The organism is Streptomyces sp. DvalAA-43 (assembly GCF_900091725.1).
GTDB classification, from domain to species: Bacteria; Actinomycetota; Actinomycetes; order Streptomycetales; family Streptomycetaceae; genus Streptomyces; species Streptomyces pulveraceus.
On the sequence record NZ_FMBW01000030.1, the window covers coordinates 378,770 to 398,954 of the forward strand.

Genomic DNA, 20,185 nt, shown 5'->3' on the forward strand with positions numbered 1-20,185 from the left:
AGCGGGCCCGGCGCGCGCACAGGCGGCCGAAACCCCCTGGCCGCCCCGCCCCGGCCGATGACATCCTGGCGGGGTGAACGGACCGGAGATCCACCTCGAAGTCGCCCCCGAGCTGCGACTCTTCGTCGCGCACGAACGCCGCCGGGGACGCACGGCCGTCACCACCGACGGCTCCTCCACCCTCGGCCATGTAGTGGAGTCGCTCGGCATCCCGCTCACCGAGGCCGGACAGATCCTGGTCGACGGCCGGCCCGTGCCCGTCTCGCACATCCCGGGAGCCGGTGAGCTGGTCGAGGTGCGGGCCGTGGAGCGCCCCCAGCACGTCCCGGGCGCACCCCTGCGGTTCCTGCTAGACGTCCACCTCGGCACGCTGGCCCGGCGGCTGCGGCTGCTGGGCGTGGACGCGGCGTACGAGAGCGAGGACATCGGCGATCCCGCGCTGGCCGCCCGGTCGGCGGACGAGCGGCGCGTCCTGCTCTCACGGGACCGCGGGCTGCTGCACCGGCGGGAGATCTGGGCCGGGGCGTATGTCTACAGCGACCGACCGGACGACCAACTCCGGGATGTTCTGGGCCGGTTCGCCCCGCACCTCGCACCCTGGACCAGGTGCACCGCCTGCAACGGCCCACTGAAGACGGCCGACAAGGACACGGTCAGCGACCACCTGGAGCACGGCACCCGTAACTCGTACGACGTCTTCGCGCAGTGCACGGAGTGCGACCGCGTCTACTGGCGGGGCGCCCACCACGCCCGCCTGGAGGCGATCGTCACGGAGGCGCTCCACGAATTCGCGCCCGCGTCCGCGGATGCGCCTGCGGGCACGCCCACGGATGCGTCCACCGGTGCGCCTGCGGGCACGCCCACGTCGGCGTCCGTGGACGGCGTGTAACCCCGGGGAGCGGCGTCAGCCCCGCCCGGCGGCGGCCGTCGTATCGCCGCCCTCCCGAAGGACCTCGGCCTGGCGCGCGCTCAGTTCGACCGTCCGCCGCATATGGGTGATGAGCAGGGCCACTTCATCGTCGTCGTAGGCCTCGAACATCGCCGCCCACGCCCCGTTCAGCCGCTCCCACACCGCGCCGATCTCCGCCATCCGCCCCGGCACGGTCGTGACGAGCACCCGCCGCCGGTCGACGGTGTCCCGCTCGCGCGTCACGTACCCGCCCCGCTCCAGCCGGTCGACCAGCCGGGTCGCCGAGCCCGTGGTCAGCCCGGTCAGCTCCGCGATGCGGCCCGTGGTGACCGGCGCCGCCTCCAGACCGAGCAGGTTGAGGCACTGGAGATCGGTCGGGTGGAGCCGCAGGTGGTCCGCGACGGCCTGGTTGAAGAGCGCGTACGCGGCCATGTAGCGGCGTGACTCGACGGTCAGCTCGGCCATCAGCGCACTGCGGCGGGGCTGGGACTTCTGCGACATGCAGAGAGTGTACGGAGCAGACAACCCACCCATCCGTCCCCGAGGGGCCGCCCTGCCCCGAAGCGGCCGCCCCTACGGCGTCTCGGCGGTCAGATAGCGCTGGACGGTGGGCGCGAGCCAGGCGATCACCTCGTCGCGCGACATCTCGACGGCCGGCCCGAACCGCAGCACATAGCGCGTGAGCGCCATCCCGAGTATCTGTGAGGCGACGAGCGCCGCGCGGCGCGACGCCTCGCCCGGAACGGGGCAGACACCGGCCGTGACCGCACCGATCTGCTCGGCGAAGACCGCCCTCATCCGCTCCGCACCCGCCTCGTTGGTGACGCCGACCCTGAGCATGGCCGTGAGCACGCCGTCCCCCTCCCAGCGGTCCAGGAAATGCCCGACGAGGACCGCACCGACATGCTTGCCCGGCAGCGCCCCCAGCTCGGGCAACCGCAGGTCGATCGCGGAGGCGGCGACGAACAGCCCCTCCTTGTTGCCGTAGTAGCGCATGACCATCGACGGGTCGATGTTCGCGTCCCGGGCGATGGCCCGGATGGTCGCGCGCTCGTACCCGTCGGCGGCGAACCGGTCCCGCGCGGCGTCGAGAATCGCGGCCTTGGTGGCGTCCGAACGGCGGGGCGGGGCGGCGGGTTTCGTCATGCCAACAAATGTAGGCCAACGAGCGTTGACATGCCAGCCGCGCCGGGTCTACCGTTGCCAACAAGCGTTGACCAACATGCGTTGGCACGTGATGGCACAAGGGTGACAGCAGAGAACCGTCGAGAGCCGACAGCACGAGAGCCGACAGCAGACAACAAGCACCAGGCACCAGACGACAGGCAGCAGGCAGCAGGCAGCAGGCAGCAGATGAACGGGCCCAGGAGGCAGACATGACCACCACCCCGAGCACCGCACCCGAGACCGTCGACGTACTCGTCGTGGGCGCGGGCCCCACCGGCCTGCTGCTCGCGGGGGATCTCGCAGCCCAGGGCGTCTCCGTCATGCTCGTGGAGCGCCGCCCGCACAGAACGAGCAACATGACGCGCGCCTTCGCCGTACACGCCCGCACGCTCGAACTGCTCGACAGCCGCGGCCTGGCCGACGAGCTGATCGGAACGGGCACCACGCTCACCTCCCTGCGCTTCTTCGGCGAGCTGTCGCTCGACCTCACCCGGCTGCGCACCCGCTTCCCCTTCGTGCTGATCACCCCGCAGTACGAGGTGGAGCGCGTGCTGGAGGACCGGGCCCGCACCGCCGGCGTCCACTTCCGGTACGACACGGAGCTGACCGGGCTCCGGCAGAACGCCGCGCCGGAATCCGTCACCGCCGAACTGCGCGAGGCGGACGGCAGCCGGACCGACCTCACCGCCCGCTACCTCGTCGGCACCGACGGAATGCGCAGCTCCGTGCGCCATGCGCTCGGCCTCCCCTTCCCCGGCAGATCCGTGATCCGGTCGATGGCCCTCGCCGACGTCCGGCTCACCGAGGAGCCGGGCGATGTCCTGACGGTGAGCGGCGTGGGGGACGCCTTCGCCTTCATCGCGCCCTTCGGTGACGGCTGGTACCGCGTGATGGGCTGGAGTCACGCGCACCAGGCCGCCGACAGCGACCCCGTCGAGCTCGACGAGGTGCGCGAGATCACCCGCCGCGCCCTCGGCAGCGACTACGGCATGCACGACGCCCGCTGGATCTCCCGCTTCCACAGCGACGAACGCCAGGTGCCGTCCTACCGCACCGGCCGGGTCTTCCTCGCCGGGGACGCCGCGCACGTCCACTCGCCCGCCGGCGGCCAGGGCATGAACACCGGGCTCCAGGACGCCGCCAACCTCTCCTGGAAGCTCGCCGCGGTGGTCCGGAACCAGTCGGCCGACCCGGAAGCGCTCCTCGACAGCTACCAGGCCGAACGGCACCCGGTCGGCACGAGCGTGCTCCGCTCCAGCGGCGCGCTGGCCCGCCTCGCCATGGCCCGCACCCCGCTCCAGCGGACGGTCAGGGGCCTCGCCGCCAGGGCACTGTCCACGCTCCGGCCCATCTCCGACAAGGCCATCGGCATGGTCTCCGGCATCTCGATCGCCTACCGGGCCCCGCGCGGCGCGCACCCCCTGACCGCGAAGCGCGCCCCGGACCTGAGCCTGCGGGAGGGCCGCCTGCACCAGCTGCTGCGCGACGGGACATTCGTCCTCGTCACTCCCCCCGGCACCGCTGCTCCGGCATCACCCACCCCGCTGGTGCACGCCCACTGGCAGAGCGACCGCACCACCACACTGCTCGTCCGCCCCGACGGCTACATCGCCTGGGCGAGCGACCACACCGACCCTGCGGCCCTGCGCGCCGCACTCACCCGGTGAACCCGGGCCGTGCGTACCGACCGGGCTCAGAACACGTACTCGTCCCCGGTGGCCAGAGCCAGCACTTCGTGGTCGTTGTTCTCCGGGTTCCGGTCGGCCGCGCCGCCGTTCCACAGCGTGTCGACCCACACGACGACCTCGTCCGGCCGCCCCGCGAGCCGCAGTTCAAAGGCGAGCAGCCGCTCCTGCGCCCCATCGGCGCGCAGCGCCCCCGTCCGGCACAGCACGGTCCACCGGTCGGTCTGCAGACAGTTCCGCGGGAGTTCCTGCCGTTCGGCGAGCGCCACCGACGTCCGCACGCGCACGGTCACCCCCGCCAGGCTCGCCGGACCGTGGTTCTCGGTCCGCACCCGGACCGCGAGCCCCGCATCCCACAACACGACATGCCCGTGGTGCGACACATCGGCCTCGGGCACGATCGCCGCAACGGGCGCAACGCGCCCGGCGGACGCAACGCGCTCGGCGGACGTGGCGGGCTCGACAGACGCAGCGGGCTCGACAGACGCAGCGGGCGCGGCGGGCAGGGCGGGCGCAGCAACCGCGACGGCCCCCGCCCCCAGCACCGCGGTCACGGACAGCACCACCGCCGAGGCCACTGCCGAAGCCACCACCGAGGCCGTCGCGGAGACGGCCCGTGCGGCTCTACGTGTCACTACCATGCCCCGAAGATACAGATCACCCCGAATCATCCCTATTTACCGACCGGTTCGGCGCGCTCCCCCACTCATTCAGCCCCTCGCTCCCGCATGAAACGCTGACTCCATGTCCGTCACCCGCTCCGTCGCTCTGTTCGTCGTCGCCGCGCTCTTCGAGATCGGGGGCGCCTGGCTCGTCTGGCAGGGGGTGCGCGAGCACCGGGGCTGGATCTGGATCGGGGCGGGCGTCATCGCGCTGGGTGCCTACGGCTTCGTCGCCACGCTCCAGCCGGACGGCGAGTTCGGCCGCATCCTCGCCGCGTACGGCGGTGTCTTCGTGGCCGGCTCGATCGTCTGGGGCATGGTCGCCGACGGCTACCGCCCCGACCGCTGGGACGTGATCGGTGCGCTGATCTGCCTGGCAGGCATGGCCGTGATCATGTACGCCCCCCGCAACCACTGACCCCGCGCCTGCCTATCCTGGCCCCGTACCGATCAGCTGTCCGAGGAGTCCTCCATGGCCGCCACCCCGATCGCCGTCATCACCGGAGCGAGCAGCGGCATCGGCGCCGCGACCGCCCGGCAGCTGGCCGCAGCCGGCTACCGCGTCGTACTGACCGCCCGCCGCAAGGACCGCATCGAGGCGCTCGCCGCCGGGATCAACGAGGCGGGCCACCAGGCGACGGCCTACGCGCTGGACGTCACCGACCGCGCCGCGGTGGACGAGTTCGCCTCGGCGTTCCGTACCCTCGCCGTCCTCGTCAACAACGCCGGCGGCGCACTCGGGGCCGACCCCGTCGCCAGCGGCGACCCCGCCGACTGGCGCCAGATGTACGAGACCAACGTCATCGGCACGCTCAACGTCACCCAGGCCCTGCTCCCCGCCCTCACCGAGAGCGGCGACGGCACGGTCGTGATCCTCTCCTCCACCGCAGGCCTGTCCACGTACGAGGGCGGCGGCGGCTACGTGGCCGCCAAGCACGGCGAGCACGTCCTGGCCGAGACCCTCCGCCTGGAGATCGTCGGCACCCCGGTCCGCGTCATCGAGGTCGCCCCCGGCATGGTCAAGACGGAGGAGTTCGCCACGACCCGCTTCCGCGGCGACACCGAGAAGGCGGCCAAGGTGTACGCGGGTGTCGACGCCCCCCTCACCGCCGACGACGTGGCCGACACCATCACCTGGGCCGTCACCCGCCCCAGCCACGTCAACATCGACCTCCTGGTGGTCCGCCCCCGCGCCCAGGCCTCCAACTCCAAGGTCCACCGCACCGCCTGAGGGCGGCCAGGAAGCGGGAGGACAGGAAGCCAAAAAGGCAGAAAAGCAGGAGGGCGGCACGGCAGGAAGGGCCCCGGACACACCACCCGCGTCCGGAGCCCTTCCGTCCCGTTGTGCGCCAAGGGCCGTCTCAGCCCTTCACACACACGATCTGCTTGAGCTTGGCGACGACCTCCACCAGGTCCCGCTGCTGCTCGATGACCTGCTCGATCGGCTTGTAAGCGGCCGGGATCTCGTCCACGACGCCGGAGTCCTTGCGGCACTCCACACCCCGCGTCTGGTCCTCCAGATCACGCGTCGAGAAGCGCCGCTTCGCGGCGTTCCGGCTCATCTTCCGGCCGGCGCCGTGCGAGGCCGAGTTGAACGACTTCTCGTTCCCGAGGCCCTTCACGATGTACGAACCGGTCCCCATCGAACCGGGGATGATCCCGAAGTCCCCGGAACCCGCCCGGATCGCACCCTTCCGCGTGACCAGCAGGTCCATGCCCTCGTACCGTTCCTCCGCCACGTAGTTGTGGTGACAGGAGATGACCGGATCGAAGGTGACCTTGGCCTTCTTGAACTCCTTGCGGACCACGTTCTGGAAGAGCGCCATCATGACGGCGCGGTTGTGCTTCGCGTACTCCTGCGCCCAGAACAGGTCGTTCCGGTACGCCGCCATCTGCGGGGTGTCGGCGATGAACACCGCCAGGTCGCGGTCGATCAGGTCCTGGTTGTGCGGCAGCTTCTGCGCCTGCCCGATGTGGAAGTCGGCCAGCTCCTTGCCGATGTTCCGCGATCCGGAGTGCAGCATCAGCCAGACCGCACCCGACTCGTCGAGGCAGAACTCGATGAAGTGGTTGCCCGATCCGAGCGTCCCCATCTGCTTCGTGGCACGTTCCTGACGGAACTTGACCGCATTGGCCACCCCGTCGAACCGTCCCCAGAAATCGTCCCAGCCCGGCGCCCGGAAGCCGTAGAGATGGTCCGGCTCCACGGCCTCGTCGTGCATACCCCGGCCCACCGGGATGGCCTGCTCGATCTTCGACCGGAGCCGGGACAGATCACCCGGCAGGTCATTGGCCGTCAGCGAGGTCTTCACCGCGGACATTCCGCAGCCGATGTCCACACCGACCGCCGCCGGACAGACCGCGCCGTGCATCGCGATCACCGAACCGACCGTCGCCCCCTTGCCGAAATGGACGTCCGGCATGACGGCGAGACCCTTGATCCAGGGCAGCGTGGCCACGTTGCGCAGCTGCTGCATCGCGCCGTCCTCGACCGAAGCCGGGTCGGCCCACATGCGGATGGGAACCTTCGCCCCCGGCACCTCTACGTAAGACATACTTCCTCGATTCCCCCGAAAAGTCTGAAAGCGCAAAACCGGTGCCAAGATCGGCAAATGAGTCGGCCGACCGGCATTCACAGCGGCGCGTGCGATACACATTGTGTCCACCGGTCGCCATTGAGCGGCAACCGTTTTTCGCACGAAGGGAGCCCAGGACCGTGCGACGAATGGCCCACGTAACCGGCACCGCGCTACTGGCAGCGTTCGTCGTCGGCTGCAGCGCCGACACCGGAACTGGTGGTTCCGCAGCCGACAGCAAGCCCGGCGAGACATCCGTCGCCGCCGCGGCCCCCGGCAAGTACCGCACCCTTCCCGAGCCTTGCGGCGCCGTAGCGACGTCCACGCTGAAGGACCTGCTCCCGGGCGCCGCCGAACTCTCCGAGGAGCAGCAGCAGAAGGTGTACGAAGGCACCGCCGCCGTCACCTACAACACCGACCGCCGGGTCGGCTGCAACTGGAAGTCCGAGGACCCCTCCTCCTCGCACACCCTGTCCATCGACTTCGAGCGCGTGGTCTCCTACGACCCCGCGGTCAGCGACGACGACCGGGCCCGCGAGGTGTACACGAAGAAGGAGACGTCCGCCGGTCTGACCTCCCCCTCCGGGAGCCCCGACAGCGCGGACGGCGGCAAGGACGAAGGCACGGACAGCAGCAAGGGCGACGGCAAGGGCGACAGCTCGAAGGACGGCACAAAGGGCACGAAGTCGGACCCCCCAGCCGACTCCGATCCCGCCTCGCACGCCCTGACCACCCCCGCCTCCACCTCCGCCTCCGAAGGCGGGAGCACCGGCGCGACGGCCGACGAGAACACCGACGACACCACCGGCAGCTCGGCGGACAGCCTCCAGCCGCGCGTCCTCGACGACCTCGGCGACAGCGCGTTCCTGGACGATCTGCTCACCCGGGCGGGTTCCACCGCACAGCACCGCACGGTGAGCGTGGTATTTCGCACATCGAACGTCATCGTGACCGTCGAGTACACCGAGCAGCCGGCCGTCTCCACCGTGGTCCCCGACAGCAAGGAACTGCAGGAGAAGGCCCAGGCAGTGGCCCGGAACCTGGTCGACAAGTTCAGCGAATGACCCCGTCCCGGGCGCCCCTGGCCCGCGTCGCCCGCAGCCTCCGGGCCCCCGGGCGAGGCGGCGTCCGGCTGTGGTCCGTCGTACCGTGGCCCTCCGGAAACCCTCCGGAAGCAGCTTCCGGGACACCCTCCGGAACACCGGCCGACCACCCGCCCGACCATCTGGCAGCCCGACCGCCGCGCCACCCGAGTGAAGGAACCATGCACCGTTCAGCCCCGCGACTCTCCCGCATACTCGCCTGCGCCGCCGTTCCGGTGATGCTCGTCGTCGCCGGCTGCTCGTCGGACTCCGGCGACACGAAGGAATCGGGCTCGTCCGAGTCGTCCCCCTCGGCGAGCGCGAGCAAGAAGGCGGAACCGACCGTCGAGCCCGCGAAGTTCGCCGCGCTGCCCGACCCGTGCAAGTCGATCACCAAGAAGACGGTGGCCTCGCTGGTTCCCTCGGCGAAGTCCAAGAACGGCACGGCCGCCGGCTCCAGCGACACCGCCTACCGCGCCGGCTGCTCCTGGAACGGCCTCGACGACAACGGTGTGAAGGGTTCCCAGTACCGCTGGCTCGACATCGGCTTCACCCGTTTCGACTCGGACCAGGCCCTGGGCAGCGGCGCCAAGCGCGCGCAGCAGGACTTCGACAAGCAGGTCGCCAAGGCCAAGGCGTCCGAGGGCGCCAAGAAGGTCGCGGAAGCGCCCGTCGCCGGCATCGGCGAGCAGGCCACCAAGGTCACCTACGACCTCTCCAAGACCGGTGAGGACTTCAAGTACGCGACGGTGGTGACCCGGACCGAGAACGTCGTCATCACCCTCACCTACAACGGTGCGGGATACGCGGGCGCGAAGACCCCCTCCTCCGACGACATCCTGAAGGGCGCCGAGAAGGCGGCCAAGGAAGCGGTGGCCTCCGTCGCCGGGGCGGGGGCTGACAAGCCGTCCGGCGCGACCCCGCCGAGCGGAAAGGCCTCGGACAGCAAGCCGACCGACGACAAGTCGAGCGACGACAAGCCGAAGGACAGCAAGTCGACGGACGACAAGCCGAAGGACGACAAGTCGACGGAGAAGAAGACCTCCGCCCACAAGGCGTCCGTCAAGAAGACGAGCTAGCAACGCCCCGGCCCGGAAGCGGCCTTACGAAGCCCGGTGCTCCCCGAGCGCCGGGCTTCGCCCCTCCCCGCGCAACACGCCGCGTTCCCATGTGCCAGGCTGTGCCCGCCAGAAGTCGCGGCAGAACACCGGACAGGCCGTCGGACAGGGCTCCGGACGGGCCGTCGGGCAGAACGCCGGGCGGGGCTCCGGACAGGCCGTCGGAGCAGCATCGGAACAGGGCGCCGGAACACGGCGCCGGATACGGGAAACGGGAGGGAACGCGGGTGGCCGCGATGCAGCTGACACGCACCCACCGGATACTCATCGGTCTCGTGGTCGCCGGTGCGGTACTCATCGCCGCGATCGGATTCGCGGGTTCGTACGCGGCGGTGCGCGAGCTCGCCCTCCAGAAGGGCTTCGGGGACTTCTCGCTGGTCTTCCCGATCGGCATCGACGCGGGCATCTGCGTCCTGCTCGCCCTGGACCTGCTGCTGACCTGGCTGCGCATCCCGTTCCCGCTGCTGCGCCAGACGGCCTGGCTGCTGACCGCCGCGACGATCGCCTTCAACGGCGCCGCGGCCTGGCCCGACCCGCTCGGCGTCGGCATGCACGCGGTCATCCCGGTGCTCTTCGTGGTCTCCGTCGAGGCCGCCCGGCACGCGGTGGGCCGGATCGCCGACATCACGGCCGACAAGCACATGGAGGGCGTCCGGCTCACCCGCTGGCTGCTCTCCCCCGTCCCCACGTTCAAGCTGTGGCGCCGGATGAAGCTCTGGGAGCTCCGGTCGTACGAGCAGGTCATCAAGCTCGAACAGGACCGGCTGATCTACCAGGCCCGCCTCCAGGCCCGCTTCGGCCGCAACTGGCGCCGCAAGGCCCCCGTCGAGTCCCTGATGCCGCTGCGCCTGGCGAAGTACGGCGTCCCGCTGGCCGAGACCGCCCCCGCCGGCCTCGCCGCCGCGGGCATCGAACCCGCCCTGCTGCCCCCGGCCCCCGCCCTGCCCCAGGTCGAATCGGGCGAGTCCCAGCCCGAGTTGCCGTACGCCCCCGAGCAGCAGGACGCCCCCCACGACCCGCAGCAGCAACAGCACGAGCCACAGCACCAGCAACAGCACGGGCCGCAGGGACAGGACCAGCAGCAGTACCAGCAGCACGGCCACCCCTCCGACCCGGCCGACGCCGAGGAGTGGCCCCAGGAGGGCCCCGGCTCGCACGAGAGCCCGTGGTTCGCCGCGCCCCGGGTACCGGACGACGCGTACGAGGGCGACTACGACCCGGCGTACGTCGAGGGCCTGGAGCCGGCCCCGGTGATGGTCCCGTCCGGCCCCGGCGGCCGCACCCGCCCGCTGGGCAACGTGGGCACGATCGGCGCCGTCCCGGGCCCCCGCGCCGAGGAACACCAGCAGGAACAGTTCCAGCAGCCCCAGCAGGCCCACGAGCAGCACCAGAAACAGCAGGCCCACGAGCAGCACCAGGAACAGCTGCCGCTCCAGGAACAGCCGCAGGAGCCCGAGCCGGACCCGGCCGAGTGGGCACAGGAGGACGCGGAGTTCGCCGAGATCGCGTACGAGGTGTTCGCCGCGTTCGTGAACCAGCACAACGACTACCCGAGCGTCGACGCCCTGGACATACACGTCACGGACGGCCACAACGTCCGGCACCCGCGCAGCACGGCCCTGATCCGCCGCCTGATGCCGGAGTTCAGGAACCGCTACCACGCCGAACTCGAAGCGGACCACATCGCCTGAGCGTGTGCCCCACGTCCGTTCGACGGCAACGACGGAGGGCCGTCACCCGAATTCACCGGGTGACGGCCCTCCGTACGTACGAAACAGCCGGACCGCTACGCGCCCAGCAGCCTGCGCACCCGCTCCGCCCCCACGGCCAGCAGCAGCGTGGGCAGCCGCGGCCCCGTGTCCCGGCTGACCAGCAGCCGGTACAGCAGCGCGAAGAACGACCGCTGCGCGACCTTCAGCTCGGGCGTCGGCTTGGCATCCGGCTCCAGGCCCGCCAGGATCTTCGGCACGCCGTAGACGAGCGTGGTGAGCCCGTCCAGCGACCAGTGCGAGTCCAGCCCCTCCAGGAGCAGCCGCAGCGACTCCCGTCCCTGCTCGTCCAGCGAGCCGAGGAGCTCCTTGTCCGGCTCGTCGCGCACGATCGTGCGGGCCTCGGCCGGGACCTGGCTGGTGATCCAGTTCTCGGCGCGGTCGAGACGGGGCCGGGCCTCGTCCAGCGAGGTCAGCGGGTTCTCCGGGTCCAGCTCGCTCAGGATGCGCACCGTCTGTTCGTCGTGCCCGGCCGTGATGTCGACGACCGACGCGAGCGTGCGGTACGGCAGCGGGCGCGGCGTGCTCGGCAGCTCACCGGCGGCCGTGCCGATGGCCCGCGCGTACGCGGCGGCGTCGGCCGGCAGCACCGAGCCGTCGGCGACCTTGCGGGCCAGCGAGTCCCACTCGTCGTAGAGCCGCTGGATCTCCTGGTCGAAGGCGATCTTGAAGGACTGGTTGGGCCTGCGGCGCGCGTACAGCCAGCGCAGCAGCGGCGCCTCCATGATCTTCAGCGCGTCGGCCGGGGTCGGCACGCCGCCCTTGCTGGAGGACATCTTCGCCATGCCGGAGATCCCGACGAAGGCGTACATCGGGCCGATCGGCTGCACGCCGTCGAAGATCTCGCGGACGATCTGACCGCCGACGACGAACGAGGAGCCCGGCGAGGAGTGGTCCACGCCGCTCGGCTCGAAGATCACGCCCTCGTACGCCCAGCGCATCGGCCAGTCGACCTTCCAGACCAGCTTGCCGCGGTTGAACTCGCTCAGCCGCACCGTCTCGGCGAAGCCGCAGACCGTGCAGGTGTAGTTCAGCTCCGTGCTGTCGTCGTCGTACGACGTGACGGTCGTGAAGTCCTTCTCGCAGTTGCCGCAGTAGGGCTTGTACGGGAAGTAGCCGGCCGAACCGCCGCTGCCGTCGTCCTCGCTCGCCGCGCCGGAGCCCGCCTCGGCCTCCAGCTCGGCCTCGTCGACCTTCTTCTGCTGCTGCGGCTTCTTGCCGCCCTTGGCGCCCGCCGCGGCCGGGTCCTTCTTCGTCCGGTACCGGTCGAGGACCGCGTCGATGTCGGCGCGGTGCTTCATCGCGTGGAGGATCTGCTCGCGGTAGGCGCCCGCCGTGTACTGCTCGGTCTGGCTGATGCCGTCGTACTCGACGCCCAGCTCGTCCAGCGCGGCCGTCATGGCGGCCTTGAAGTGCTCGGACCAGTTCGGATACGCGGATCCGGCCGGGGCGGGCACCGAGGTCAGCGGCTTGCCGATGTGCTCGGCCCAGGACTCGTCGACGCCCGGGACACCGTTCGGGACCTTGCGGTACCGGTCGTAGTCGTCCCACGAGATCAGGTGCCGGACGGTGTACCCCCGGCGGCGGATCTCGTCGGCGACCAGGTGCGGGGTCATGACCTCGCGGAGGTTGCCCAGGTGGATCGGGCCCGACGGGGAGAGGCCGGACGCGACGACGACCGGTTTGCCAGGCGCACGACGCTCCGATTCGGCGATGACATCGTCCGCGAAGCGGGAGACCCAGTCGGCCTCGGTGCTGCTCTGACTCTGAGCCACGGTCTGCACGTCCTTCTCTCTTGTAGGACTCGTTGGAACACCCTTGTGGGACTCATAGGGGCTCCGCCCATTCTCCCAGGTCCGTCGGCGGCGCGAAAACGGCTTACGGCCCGCGCGAAGAAAACGGCTTTGCACCCCGTGGAATACTGGGTGTGATCCCTTGTACTCCTACGGAAACGGCAGCCAGCCCATGGCCTCGGTCAATTCCCTCGCTTCCACGCTCCAGCAGCAGCTGGCGGACGCCCTGACGGCAGCTCTGCCGGATGCCGGCACCGCGGACCCGCTGCTGCGACGAAGCGACCGGGCCGACTTCCAGGCCAACGGCATCCTGGCCCTCGCCAAGAAGCTCAAGGGCAACCCGCGCGAGCTCGCCTCCCAGGTCACCGCCGCGCTCCCGGCGGGCGGCCTGATCAAGGAGATCGAGGTCTCCGGCCCCGGCTTCCTGAACGTCACGCTCGCCGACCGGGCGATCATCGAGACCCTCGCCGCCCGCGCCGCGGACGACGAGGGCAGGCTCGGTGTGCCGTACAACAGCGCCGCGGGCACCACGGTCATCGACTACGCGCAGCCGAACGTGGCCAAGGAGATGCACGTCGGCCACCTGCGTTCCGCGGTGATCGGTGACGCGATGGTGCAGATCCTGGAGTTCACGGGCGAGTCCGTGGTCCGCAGGCACCACATCGGCGACTGGGGCACCCAGTTCGGCATGCTCATCCAGTACCTGATCGAGCACCCGGACGAGCTGACCCACGAGGGCGACGGCGGCGAGGCGGACGGCGAGGCCGCCATGTCCTCGCTGAACCGGCTCTACAAGGCCTCCCGCGCGCTCTTCGACTCCGACGAGGAGTTCAAGGCCCGCTCCCGGGACCGCGTCGTGGCGCTCCAGGCGGGCGACGAGGAGACGCTCGCCATGTGGCAGCGCTTCGTCGACGAGTCGAAGATCTACTTCTACTCGGTCTTCAACAAGCTCGACATGGAGATCCGGGACGCCGACATCGTCGGTGAGTCCGGCTACAACGACATGCTGGAGGAGACCTGCCGCATCCTGGAGGAGTCGGGCGTCGCCGTCCGCTCCGAGGGTGCGCTCTGCGTCTTCTTCGACGACGTGAAGGGCCCGGACGGCAACCCGACGCCGCTGATCGTCAAGAAGTCGAACGGCGGCTACGGCTACGCGGCGACCGACCTCTCCGCGATCCGCGACCGGGTGCAGAACCTCAAGGCGAACACCCTGCTGTACGTCGTGGACGCCCGGCAGGCCCTGCACTTCAAGATGGTCTTCGAGACGGCCCGCCGGGCCGGCTGGCTGAACGAGGACGTCAAGGCCGTGCAGCTCGCCTTCGGCACGGTGCTCGGCAAGGACGGCAAGCCGTTCAAGACCCGTGAGGGCGAGACGGTCCGGCTGGCCGACCTCCTGGACGAGGCGATCGACCGGGCCTCCGCCGTCGTGCGCGAGAAGGCCAAGGACCTCACCGAGGACGAGATCACCGAGCGCGCCACGCAGGTCGGCATCGGCGCGGTGAAGTACGCGGACCTGTCGACGTCGGCGGCCCGCGACTACAAGTTCGACCTGGACCAGATGGTGTCGCTGACCGGCGACACCAGCGTGTACATCCAGTACGCGCACGCCCGGTCCCGCTCCATCAAGCGCAAGGCGGGCGAGCTGAAGTCCCGGCCCCACCCGGAGCTGGAGCTGGCCCCGGCCGAGCGCGCGCTGGCCCTGCACCTGGACCAGTTCGCCGAGGTCGTGGCCGAGGTCGCCGCCGCGTTCGAGCCGCACAAGCTGGCCTCGTACCTCTACCAGCTGTCGTCGCTCTTCACGACGTTCTACGACCAGTGCCCGGTGCTCAAGCCCGAGGTCCCCGGAGATGTGGCCGAGAACCGCCTCTTCCTCTCGGACCTCACCGCCCGCACCCTGCACCAGGGCATGGAGCTGCTCGGCATCCGGACCCCCGAGCGTCTGTGATCCCCGAGCGCCTCTGACGCCCTGGCGCCCCTGCCCGGAGCGCGCGCCCGTACGCACCGGCCCGGTGCGGTGACCCCTGGTTCCTACTCCTTGGTCACCCACTGGGCCGTGTCGTACCGGTACATGTACTCCGGCCGGGCCTTGATGCTGCTGGTACGGAACGGCTTCCCGCCGTCGTCGATGCGCAGCGTCCCCTCCCGGCCGCCGCTGCTCCACTCCAGCTCCAGGTACCAGCTGACGTCGTGGCCCTCGACGTGGGCGTTGAGGTCGAACACCTCCACATCGGTGGAGGACACCCGGAACGGGAAGTTCTTCGGCGGCACCCGCTCGTCCTGCCGCTGACCCGCCACCGGGGTGAGGGTCGGCCGGCCGTCGTCGAGGTCGATGTCGAAGGACTGCGGGGTGATGCCGCTTCCGCAGCCCTCCCCCATCGAGTACGCCGACCAGGCCAGCGGCGCCTTCCGGGACAGCGTCCGCACATGCATTCCGTTCAGCACGACGGCCTGCCCCGACTTCCCCTGCACGGTGACTTCGAGCAGCATGTCGCCGCCGTCCACCCCGCCGAGCGCCCTGGCCCAGCCGCGGGTGTCCTGCGGCGGGGGCGGCGGAGGCACGTCGTTCGGCTTCTGGTCCAGCACGTAGTGCTTGCCGCAGGGCTCTTCCCAGTTGTACGAGCTGATGGTGGCGGTCAGCGGTACGCCCCCGCTCTGCTGCCCGCCGCCCGGCCCGGCTCCCGTGCCGTGGCCGCCGGACGCGGCGGTTCCACGGCCGGACGCCGGGGACGAGGCACCCGCCGTACCGGACAGGACCGGCGTGCCCGACTTCTTCCCCTTGTCGGGCGACGCGGTGGGGCTCGCGTCGATCCGGGGCCGGACGGACTCGGCCTCCTCCGGGCCCCGGCCGTCCACGGCGGGGACGTTGCTGAGGTCGACGTCGTCCTTGTTCGACAGATTACTGACGATGATCGAGGTGGGCACGGTCAGTGCGACGACGGCGGCGGCCGCGAGCAGCACGCGCGCCCGCGCGGAGGGCAGGAACCGCCGGGACCGACTCGCCGCACCGGTCACGATCTCGGGCTCGGAACCGGGTTCGGGCGTGGCTTCGGGCGTGGCTTCGGGCGTGGTCGCGCTGGAGCCACGTTCCGTATCCGGAACCGCATCAGGGGCTCCGTCCGAGACCGCGCCCCGTACCGCCCCCGGCTCCGGCTCCGCCGCAGCGACCGGGCGCCGCCGGGCCGCGTCCGCCACGATCCACCGCCGGTGCAGCTCCACCAGCTCGTCCGGGTTCGCCCCGCACAACCGCGCCAGCCGTTCCACCGGGGCGAACTCATTGGGCACCGCGTCACCGTTGCAGTAGCGGTGCAGCGTCGACGTGCTGACGTGCAGTCTTCCGGCGAGAACTCCGTAGCTGCGCCCCGAACGGTCCTTCAGTTCCTTCAGCAGAGCCGCGAATTCCCCGGCCTCCGGCGTCGCCACTTCGGCGTTCCCCCTCCTGGTCCGTCCCAGAACACCGTTCCAGGGACGTGGAATCTGCCCAGGTCACAGTACGCGCAGGCATTCCAGCATCCCCAATGGGCCGTTCGGCGTTGCGGACGGAATCCGCCGCCCCGCAATCTATGGACACACCGCAGCGACCACCGGGACAACGCAGTGCGACTCCACTTCCGCATCGACCGCGTCGATGCCGTGGCCATCGGCGTGGTGATCGTTTCCACCGCGATCGTCATGGTCCTGATCCTTCACACCTGACCGGCAGACACCACCACCTCACACGGGGAGTACCACCACCATGCGCAACCACATCCGCACCACCGCCCTCGCCGCCACCGCCCTCCTGGCCGCCCTCTCGCTCACCGCCTGCGGCGGCAACGACAGCGCGGACAACGGCAAGGCGGGCGCGGCGGCCCCGGCGGCGAACAGCACCACCACCCCCGACTCGGGCAAGGACGCGAAGGACGCCCAGGACACCAAGGGGTCCAGCAGCGGCACGGACAACGCCCCCGTCGAGAACGCCTCCGCCACGTCCAAGGGCTCCACCGGCGGCAGCCAGGGCGGGAAGACCAGCGCCGGCGCCACCGGAAGCGGCAGCACGAGCAAGTCCCCCGTCACCTGCACCGGCTCGAACACCAAGGTCACCGTCAGCAAGGTGAGCCGCCCCATCAACCACCTGCTGCTCACGGCGACCAACACCGGCTCCGTCCCCTGCTACGCGTACCACGCGCCGGCGCTCCGGTTCGACGACGCCCAGGCCGCCTTCCCGGTCCTCCGCGACAGCATCCCGCAGGCCGTGGTCACCCTTGCGCCGGGCCAGTCCGCGTACGCCTCCATCGGGCTGTCCGGTGAGCCCGACGGACAGGAGCTGCACAAGAGCAAGCACCTCGGGGTGTACTTCACGGGCAAGAGCAACCAGGGTTCCACGGGCCCCTCCACCGAACTGACGCTCCCCGCGGGCACCACCTGGGGCGACAACGGCTTCGTCACCTACTGGCAGAGCGAGATGGCCGACGCCCTCACCTACTGACCTACGGCACCGGCCGGTCGTCCCGCCCCGCGCGTGATGCCTGGCCACCAGGTGCCGTTGCGGGTCGGGGCGGCCGAGTGGGCAAGGCCATATTCCGGCCCGCGACCGGTCGGCGTAGGCTGGCCTTCCATGGTCATAAGCACCGCTCTGTGGTCCTTCGCCCTGGTCGTAGGACTTCTCACCCTCACTCCCGGTCTCGACACCGCCCTGATCCTGCGCACCTCGGCCCTCGGCCGACGCAGAAGGGCCTGGGGCGTCGTCCTCGGAATCCAGACCGGCACCCTCCTGTGGGGCGCGCTCACCTCCCTCGGCGTGACCGCACTCCTCACCGCATCCCACCTGGCCTACACGGCGCTCCGCTGGGCCGGAGCCGCCTATCTGGTCTGGCTGGGCGCCCGTATGCTCCGGGACACCTTCCGGGGAGTCCCCGCCCCGGAGACCGGCGACCCCGCGCTGCTCGCCGGTACGGACTCGGTACGCGGCGGCTGGCGGCAGGGCACACTCACCAACCTCCTCAACCCGAAGATGGGCGCCTTCTACGTCGCCGTCCTGCCCCAGTTCATCCCCGCCGGAACCGGCCACTTCGCCATGGGCCTCCTGCTCACCACGGTGCACATCCTCATCGGCCTGATCTGGTCGGCCGTCCTCATCGGCTTCGCCCGTGTACTGCACGGCTGGCTGCGCAAGCCCCGGGCCCGTCGCCTGCTCGACCGGATCACCGGGACGGTCATCGCCGCCTTCGGCATCCGGCTGGCCCTCAGCGACTGATACGCCCGGCCGGGCCCCTGGAAAGGGCCCTGGGTGTGTTGTCCCGGGACGTTGGTGACACGCGTGCTGGCCAGGTGCGGCGGCCCGCGCGGACTCGTCGCCGTGCACATCCGGCTGCCGGGTACGCGGCGAGTACGGCTCCCGGCGCCTGCGGCAACGCCGCCCGCACCCCCTCGACGGATCTCCTCCCGCCGTCCCGGTCCTCCTGCGCCGGATCACCGCGGCGGGCAGCCCCGGCGACCCCGAACAGCTCACCCAGCCCCTCCACCGCCCCGCACCCCGTCCGTGCTCGACCCGTACAGATTTCTTGTACGGGTCGGGCACGCGTGACGCGGGCGCCCGGGTGGAAGTTCGCCGGGTATGCACCCCATGAAGAAGAAGCGCAAGAACGCGTCGGCCATGAAACTCGTGGGGAGGCTGGTCGCGGTCTTCCGCATGGCCGCCCGCCTGACCCAGCAGCAGCTCGCCGACCTGGCAGGCCATCAAGTGGAGACGATCGCCTCCATCGAGCAGGGCAGACGCGCTCTGCTGCCTTCCTTGGCCCTGAAACTCGACCAACTACTCGACACCAAGGGCGCGTTGTCGGCGGCCATCGAGGAGATGCCGGAGGTCGACCTGATCCCGGCCTGGGCGGGCGAGTATCTGGAGCTCGAACTGGAGGCGCTCGCGCTCTCCTGGTACGACAACCAGGTCATGCCGGGGCTCCTCCAGACGGAGCGGTACGCGCAGGCGGTGTTCCGCAACCGGATTCCGGCCTTCAGTGAGGAAGAGGTCGCGTTGCAGACGGAATCCCGTCTGCAACGCCGGGAAATCCTGCACCGGCCGTCGCCCCCGACCATCAGCTTCGTCGTCTGGGAGCCGGTGCTGAGCCTCCAGCTCACCGATGACGAGGCGCACGCGGAACAGCTGCGGCACCTGCTGGAATGTGCCGCGCTCCCCGGCATCTGCCTCCAGGTCCTGCCCCTGAACCACCGTACCCACGCGGGCCTCAACGGCCCCTTCACGCTGCTGGAAACACCGGAGTTCCAGCGCGTGGCCTACTCCGAGACACAGCGCGGCAGTCTGCTGGTCTCCGACCCCGACGAGATCAGCATCCTCTCCCAGAAATATGCGATGCTGCGAGCCCAGGCCCTCAGTCCCGAAGAGACGATGGCCCTACTGAAATGTCTGCTGGGAGAGCAATGAGCACCGCACTGGAGTGGTTCAAGTCCAGCTACAGCGGCGACGAAGGCGGGCAGTGCCTCGAAGTCGCTTACGAATGGCGCAAGTCGAGCTACAGCGGCAGCGAGGGCGGCCAGTGCCTCGAAGTCGGCTACGACTGGCAGAAGTCGAGCCACAGCGCCGACGAGGGCGGTGCCTGCGTCGAGGTCGCCGCGCACACCGCCGCCGTCCACGTACGCGACTCCAAGGACCCCGAGGGCCCCGTCCTCACCGTCGCCCCCACCACCTGGACGGCCTTCGCCGGCTTCGCCGCCGACCGGCGCCTCGTCTGACCCCACGGGAGGGATACCACCGCCATGGCTGTCATCCACCGCACCACCCTGACACCCACCAAGCTGGAACTCCTCACCTCCTGGCTGCCCGCACAGCCCTGGTACCGCGGCAAGGCGCAGCAGCCCGAGCTGGCCAGGACCGGCGGGTTCCGGCTGGACGACCCGAAGGGCGAGGTGGGCATCGAGTTCATGGTGGCCACCGACACCTCGGGGGACCGGCCGGTCACGTACCAGGTGCCGTTCAGCTACCGCGGCGCACCGCTCCCGGGCGCCGAGGAAGCGCTCATCGGGACGACCGAGCACGGGGTACTGGGGCAGCGGTGGGTCTACGACGGCACGCGTGACCCGGTCCTGGTCGCCCAGCTGTTCGCCCTCCTCGCGGGCGAGGCCGAACCGCAGATGCAGAGCGCGAGCGACACCCCGGACCCCTCCGTCACCGCCGGGATCGACGCGTCGGGTTTCGCGGCGGAGATCGCCTCCTTCACCGCCACCGACACCCCGGACGGCACGGACATCCTGGTGGCGACGGCACCCGCCGGACGCCTGCTGACCCTGCACGTCAACCGCGTCCTGCGGCCCGGACAGGACCCGGACGGACGCGCGCTCGGCCATGTCACCGCGCCCGCGCCGCTGCCCGACGGCACCACGGCACCCACCGCGTTCGTCGTCGTCCACGCCCACCCGTAACCCCCCGCCC

Annotated in this window: 19 protein-coding genes; 13 read left to right on the plus strand and 6 right to left on the minus strand. The window is 70.6% G+C overall.

Annotated features, from left to right (window positions below; all coding sequences use genetic code 11):
• Positions 1–73: 73 nt before the first annotated feature.
• The gene (locus GA0115234_RS07735) at positions 74–889 is read left to right on the plus strand and encodes a Mut7-C RNAse domain-containing protein (protein ID WP_093540092.1); all 816 of its coding nucleotides are present in this window, start codon (positions 74–76) and stop codon (positions 887–889) included.
• A 15-nt stretch (positions 890–904) separates the two neighbouring features.
• On the opposite strand, the gene GA0115234_RS07740 is transcribed toward GA0115234_RS07735, so the two are convergent.
• Positions 905–1,411 carry a MarR family winged helix-turn-helix transcriptional regulator gene (locus GA0115234_RS07740; RefSeq protein ID WP_093540093.1) on the minus strand — a complete coding sequence of 169 codons (507 nt, stop codon included), beginning with the start codon at positions 1,409–1,411 and terminating at the stop codon, positions 905–907.
• Between the two features lie 72 nt (positions 1,412–1,483).
• On the minus strand, positions 1,484–2,056 hold the full coding sequence (locus GA0115234_RS07745) for a TetR/AcrR family transcriptional regulator (RefSeq protein ID WP_093540094.1): 573 nt from the start codon (positions 2,054–2,056) through the stop codon (positions 1,484–1,486).
• Positions 2,057–2,286: 230 nt separating this feature from the next.
• Here GA0115234_RS07745 and GA0115234_RS07750 point away from each other — a divergent pair, with 230 nt between their 5' ends.
• Positions 2,287–3,744: an FAD-dependent monooxygenase gene (locus tag GA0115234_RS07750; RefSeq protein WP_093540095.1), complete on the plus strand. Its 1,458-nt coding sequence runs from the start codon at positions 2,287–2,289 to the stop codon at positions 3,742–3,744.
• A 26-nt stretch (positions 3,745–3,770) separates the two neighbouring features.
• Here GA0115234_RS07750 and GA0115234_RS07755 read toward each other — a convergent pair whose 3' ends face one another.
• Complete coding sequence (locus GA0115234_RS07755) at positions 3,771–4,403, minus strand: hypothetical protein (protein ID WP_237541125.1); 633 nt, start codon at positions 4,401–4,403, stop codon at positions 3,771–3,773.
• Positions 4,404–4,506: 103 nt separating this feature from the next.
• Between GA0115234_RS07755 and GA0115234_RS07760 the strand changes: the two genes are divergently transcribed.
• Entirely contained in the window at positions 4,507–4,842 is a 336-nt protein-coding gene (locus GA0115234_RS07760; protein ID WP_093540096.1) for a YnfA family protein, read from the plus strand.
• A 54-nt stretch (positions 4,843–4,896) separates the two neighbouring features.
• Complete coding sequence (locus GA0115234_RS07765) at positions 4,897–5,655, plus strand: SDR family NAD(P)-dependent oxidoreductase (protein ID WP_093540097.1); 759 nt, start codon at positions 4,897–4,899, stop codon at positions 5,653–5,655.
• Positions 5,656–5,785: 130 nt separating this feature from the next.
• Here GA0115234_RS07765 and GA0115234_RS07770 read toward each other — a convergent pair whose 3' ends face one another.
• Positions 5,786–6,979, minus strand: coding sequence for an RtcB family protein (locus tag GA0115234_RS07770; RefSeq protein WP_093540098.1), 1,194 nt, complete (start codon positions 6,977–6,979; stop codon positions 5,786–5,788).
• Between the two features lie 170 nt (positions 6,980–7,149).
• On the opposite strand from GA0115234_RS07770, the gene GA0115234_RS07775 reads away from it, so the two are divergent.
• From GA0115234_RS07775 to GA0115234_RS07785, 3 genes are all read left to right on the plus strand, one after another.
• On the plus strand, positions 7,150–8,064 hold the full coding sequence (locus tag GA0115234_RS07775; RefSeq protein ID WP_093540099.1) for a hypothetical protein: 915 nt from the start codon (positions 7,150–7,152) through the stop codon (positions 8,062–8,064).
• Between the two features lie 200 nt (positions 8,065–8,264).
• Entirely contained in the window at positions 8,265–9,161 is an 897-nt protein-coding gene (locus GA0115234_RS07780; RefSeq protein WP_093540100.1) for a DUF3558 family protein, read from the plus strand.
• Positions 9,162–9,436: 275 nt separating this feature from the next.
• A complete protein-coding gene (locus tag GA0115234_RS07785; protein WP_093540170.1) occupies positions 9,437–10,891 on the plus strand; it encodes a DUF2637 domain-containing protein in 1,455 nt (484 codons plus the stop codon).
• Positions 10,892–10,986: 95 nt separating this feature from the next.
• On the opposite strand, the gene lysS is transcribed toward GA0115234_RS07785, so the two are convergent.
• Positions 10,987–12,753, minus strand: a complete 1,767-nt coding sequence (gene lysS, locus GA0115234_RS07790; protein ID WP_093540101.1) for a lysine--tRNA ligase — start codon at positions 12,751–12,753, stop codon at positions 10,987–10,989.
• Between the two features lie 181 nt (positions 12,754–12,934).
• On the opposite strand from lysS, the gene argS reads away from it, so the two are divergent.
• Positions 12,935–14,707 (plus strand): arginine--tRNA ligase, encoded by a 1,773-nt coding sequence (gene argS / locus GA0115234_RS07795; protein WP_093540102.1) that lies wholly within the window; start codon positions 12,935–12,937, stop codon positions 14,705–14,707.
• Between the two features lie 83 nt (positions 14,708–14,790).
• On the opposite strand, the gene GA0115234_RS07800 is transcribed toward argS, so the two are convergent.
• Positions 14,791–16,182, minus strand: coding sequence for a helix-turn-helix domain-containing protein (locus tag GA0115234_RS07800; protein WP_093540103.1), 1,392 nt, complete (start codon positions 16,180–16,182; stop codon positions 14,791–14,793).
• 313 nt (positions 16,183–16,495) lie between these two features.
• On the opposite strand from GA0115234_RS07800, the gene GA0115234_RS07805 reads away from it, so the two are divergent.
• The 5 genes from GA0115234_RS07805 (at position 16,496) to GA0115234_RS07825 (ending at position 20,175) form a co-directional block, all read left to right on the plus strand.
• On the plus strand, positions 16,496–17,227 hold the full coding sequence (locus GA0115234_RS07805; protein ID WP_093540104.1) for a DUF4232 domain-containing protein: 732 nt from the start codon (positions 16,496–16,498) through the stop codon (positions 17,225–17,227).
• 129 nt (positions 17,228–17,356) lie between these two features.
• Positions 17,357–17,995 carry a LysE family translocator gene (locus GA0115234_RS07810; protein WP_093540105.1) on the plus strand — a complete coding sequence of 213 codons (639 nt, stop codon included), beginning with the start codon at positions 17,357–17,359 and terminating at the stop codon, positions 17,993–17,995.
• 399 nt (positions 17,996–18,394) lie between these two features.
• Positions 18,395–19,180 (plus strand): helix-turn-helix domain-containing protein, encoded by a 786-nt coding sequence (locus tag GA0115234_RS07815; protein WP_093540171.1) that lies wholly within the window; start codon positions 18,395–18,397, stop codon positions 19,178–19,180.
• The gene (locus tag GA0115234_RS07820; RefSeq protein WP_093540106.1) at positions 19,177–19,488 is read left to right on the plus strand and encodes a DUF397 domain-containing protein; all 312 of its coding nucleotides are present in this window, start codon (positions 19,177–19,179) and stop codon (positions 19,486–19,488) included. Before GA0115234_RS07815 ends, GA0115234_RS07820 begins: the two co-directional genes overlap by 4 nt.
• 24 nt (positions 19,489–19,512) lie before the next feature.
• The gene (locus GA0115234_RS07825) at positions 19,513–20,175 is read left to right on the plus strand and encodes a maltokinase N-terminal cap-like domain-containing protein (protein WP_093540107.1); all 663 of its coding nucleotides are present in this window, start codon (positions 19,513–19,515) and stop codon (positions 20,173–20,175) included.
• The last annotated feature ends 10 nt before the right edge of the window (positions 20,176–20,185 follow it).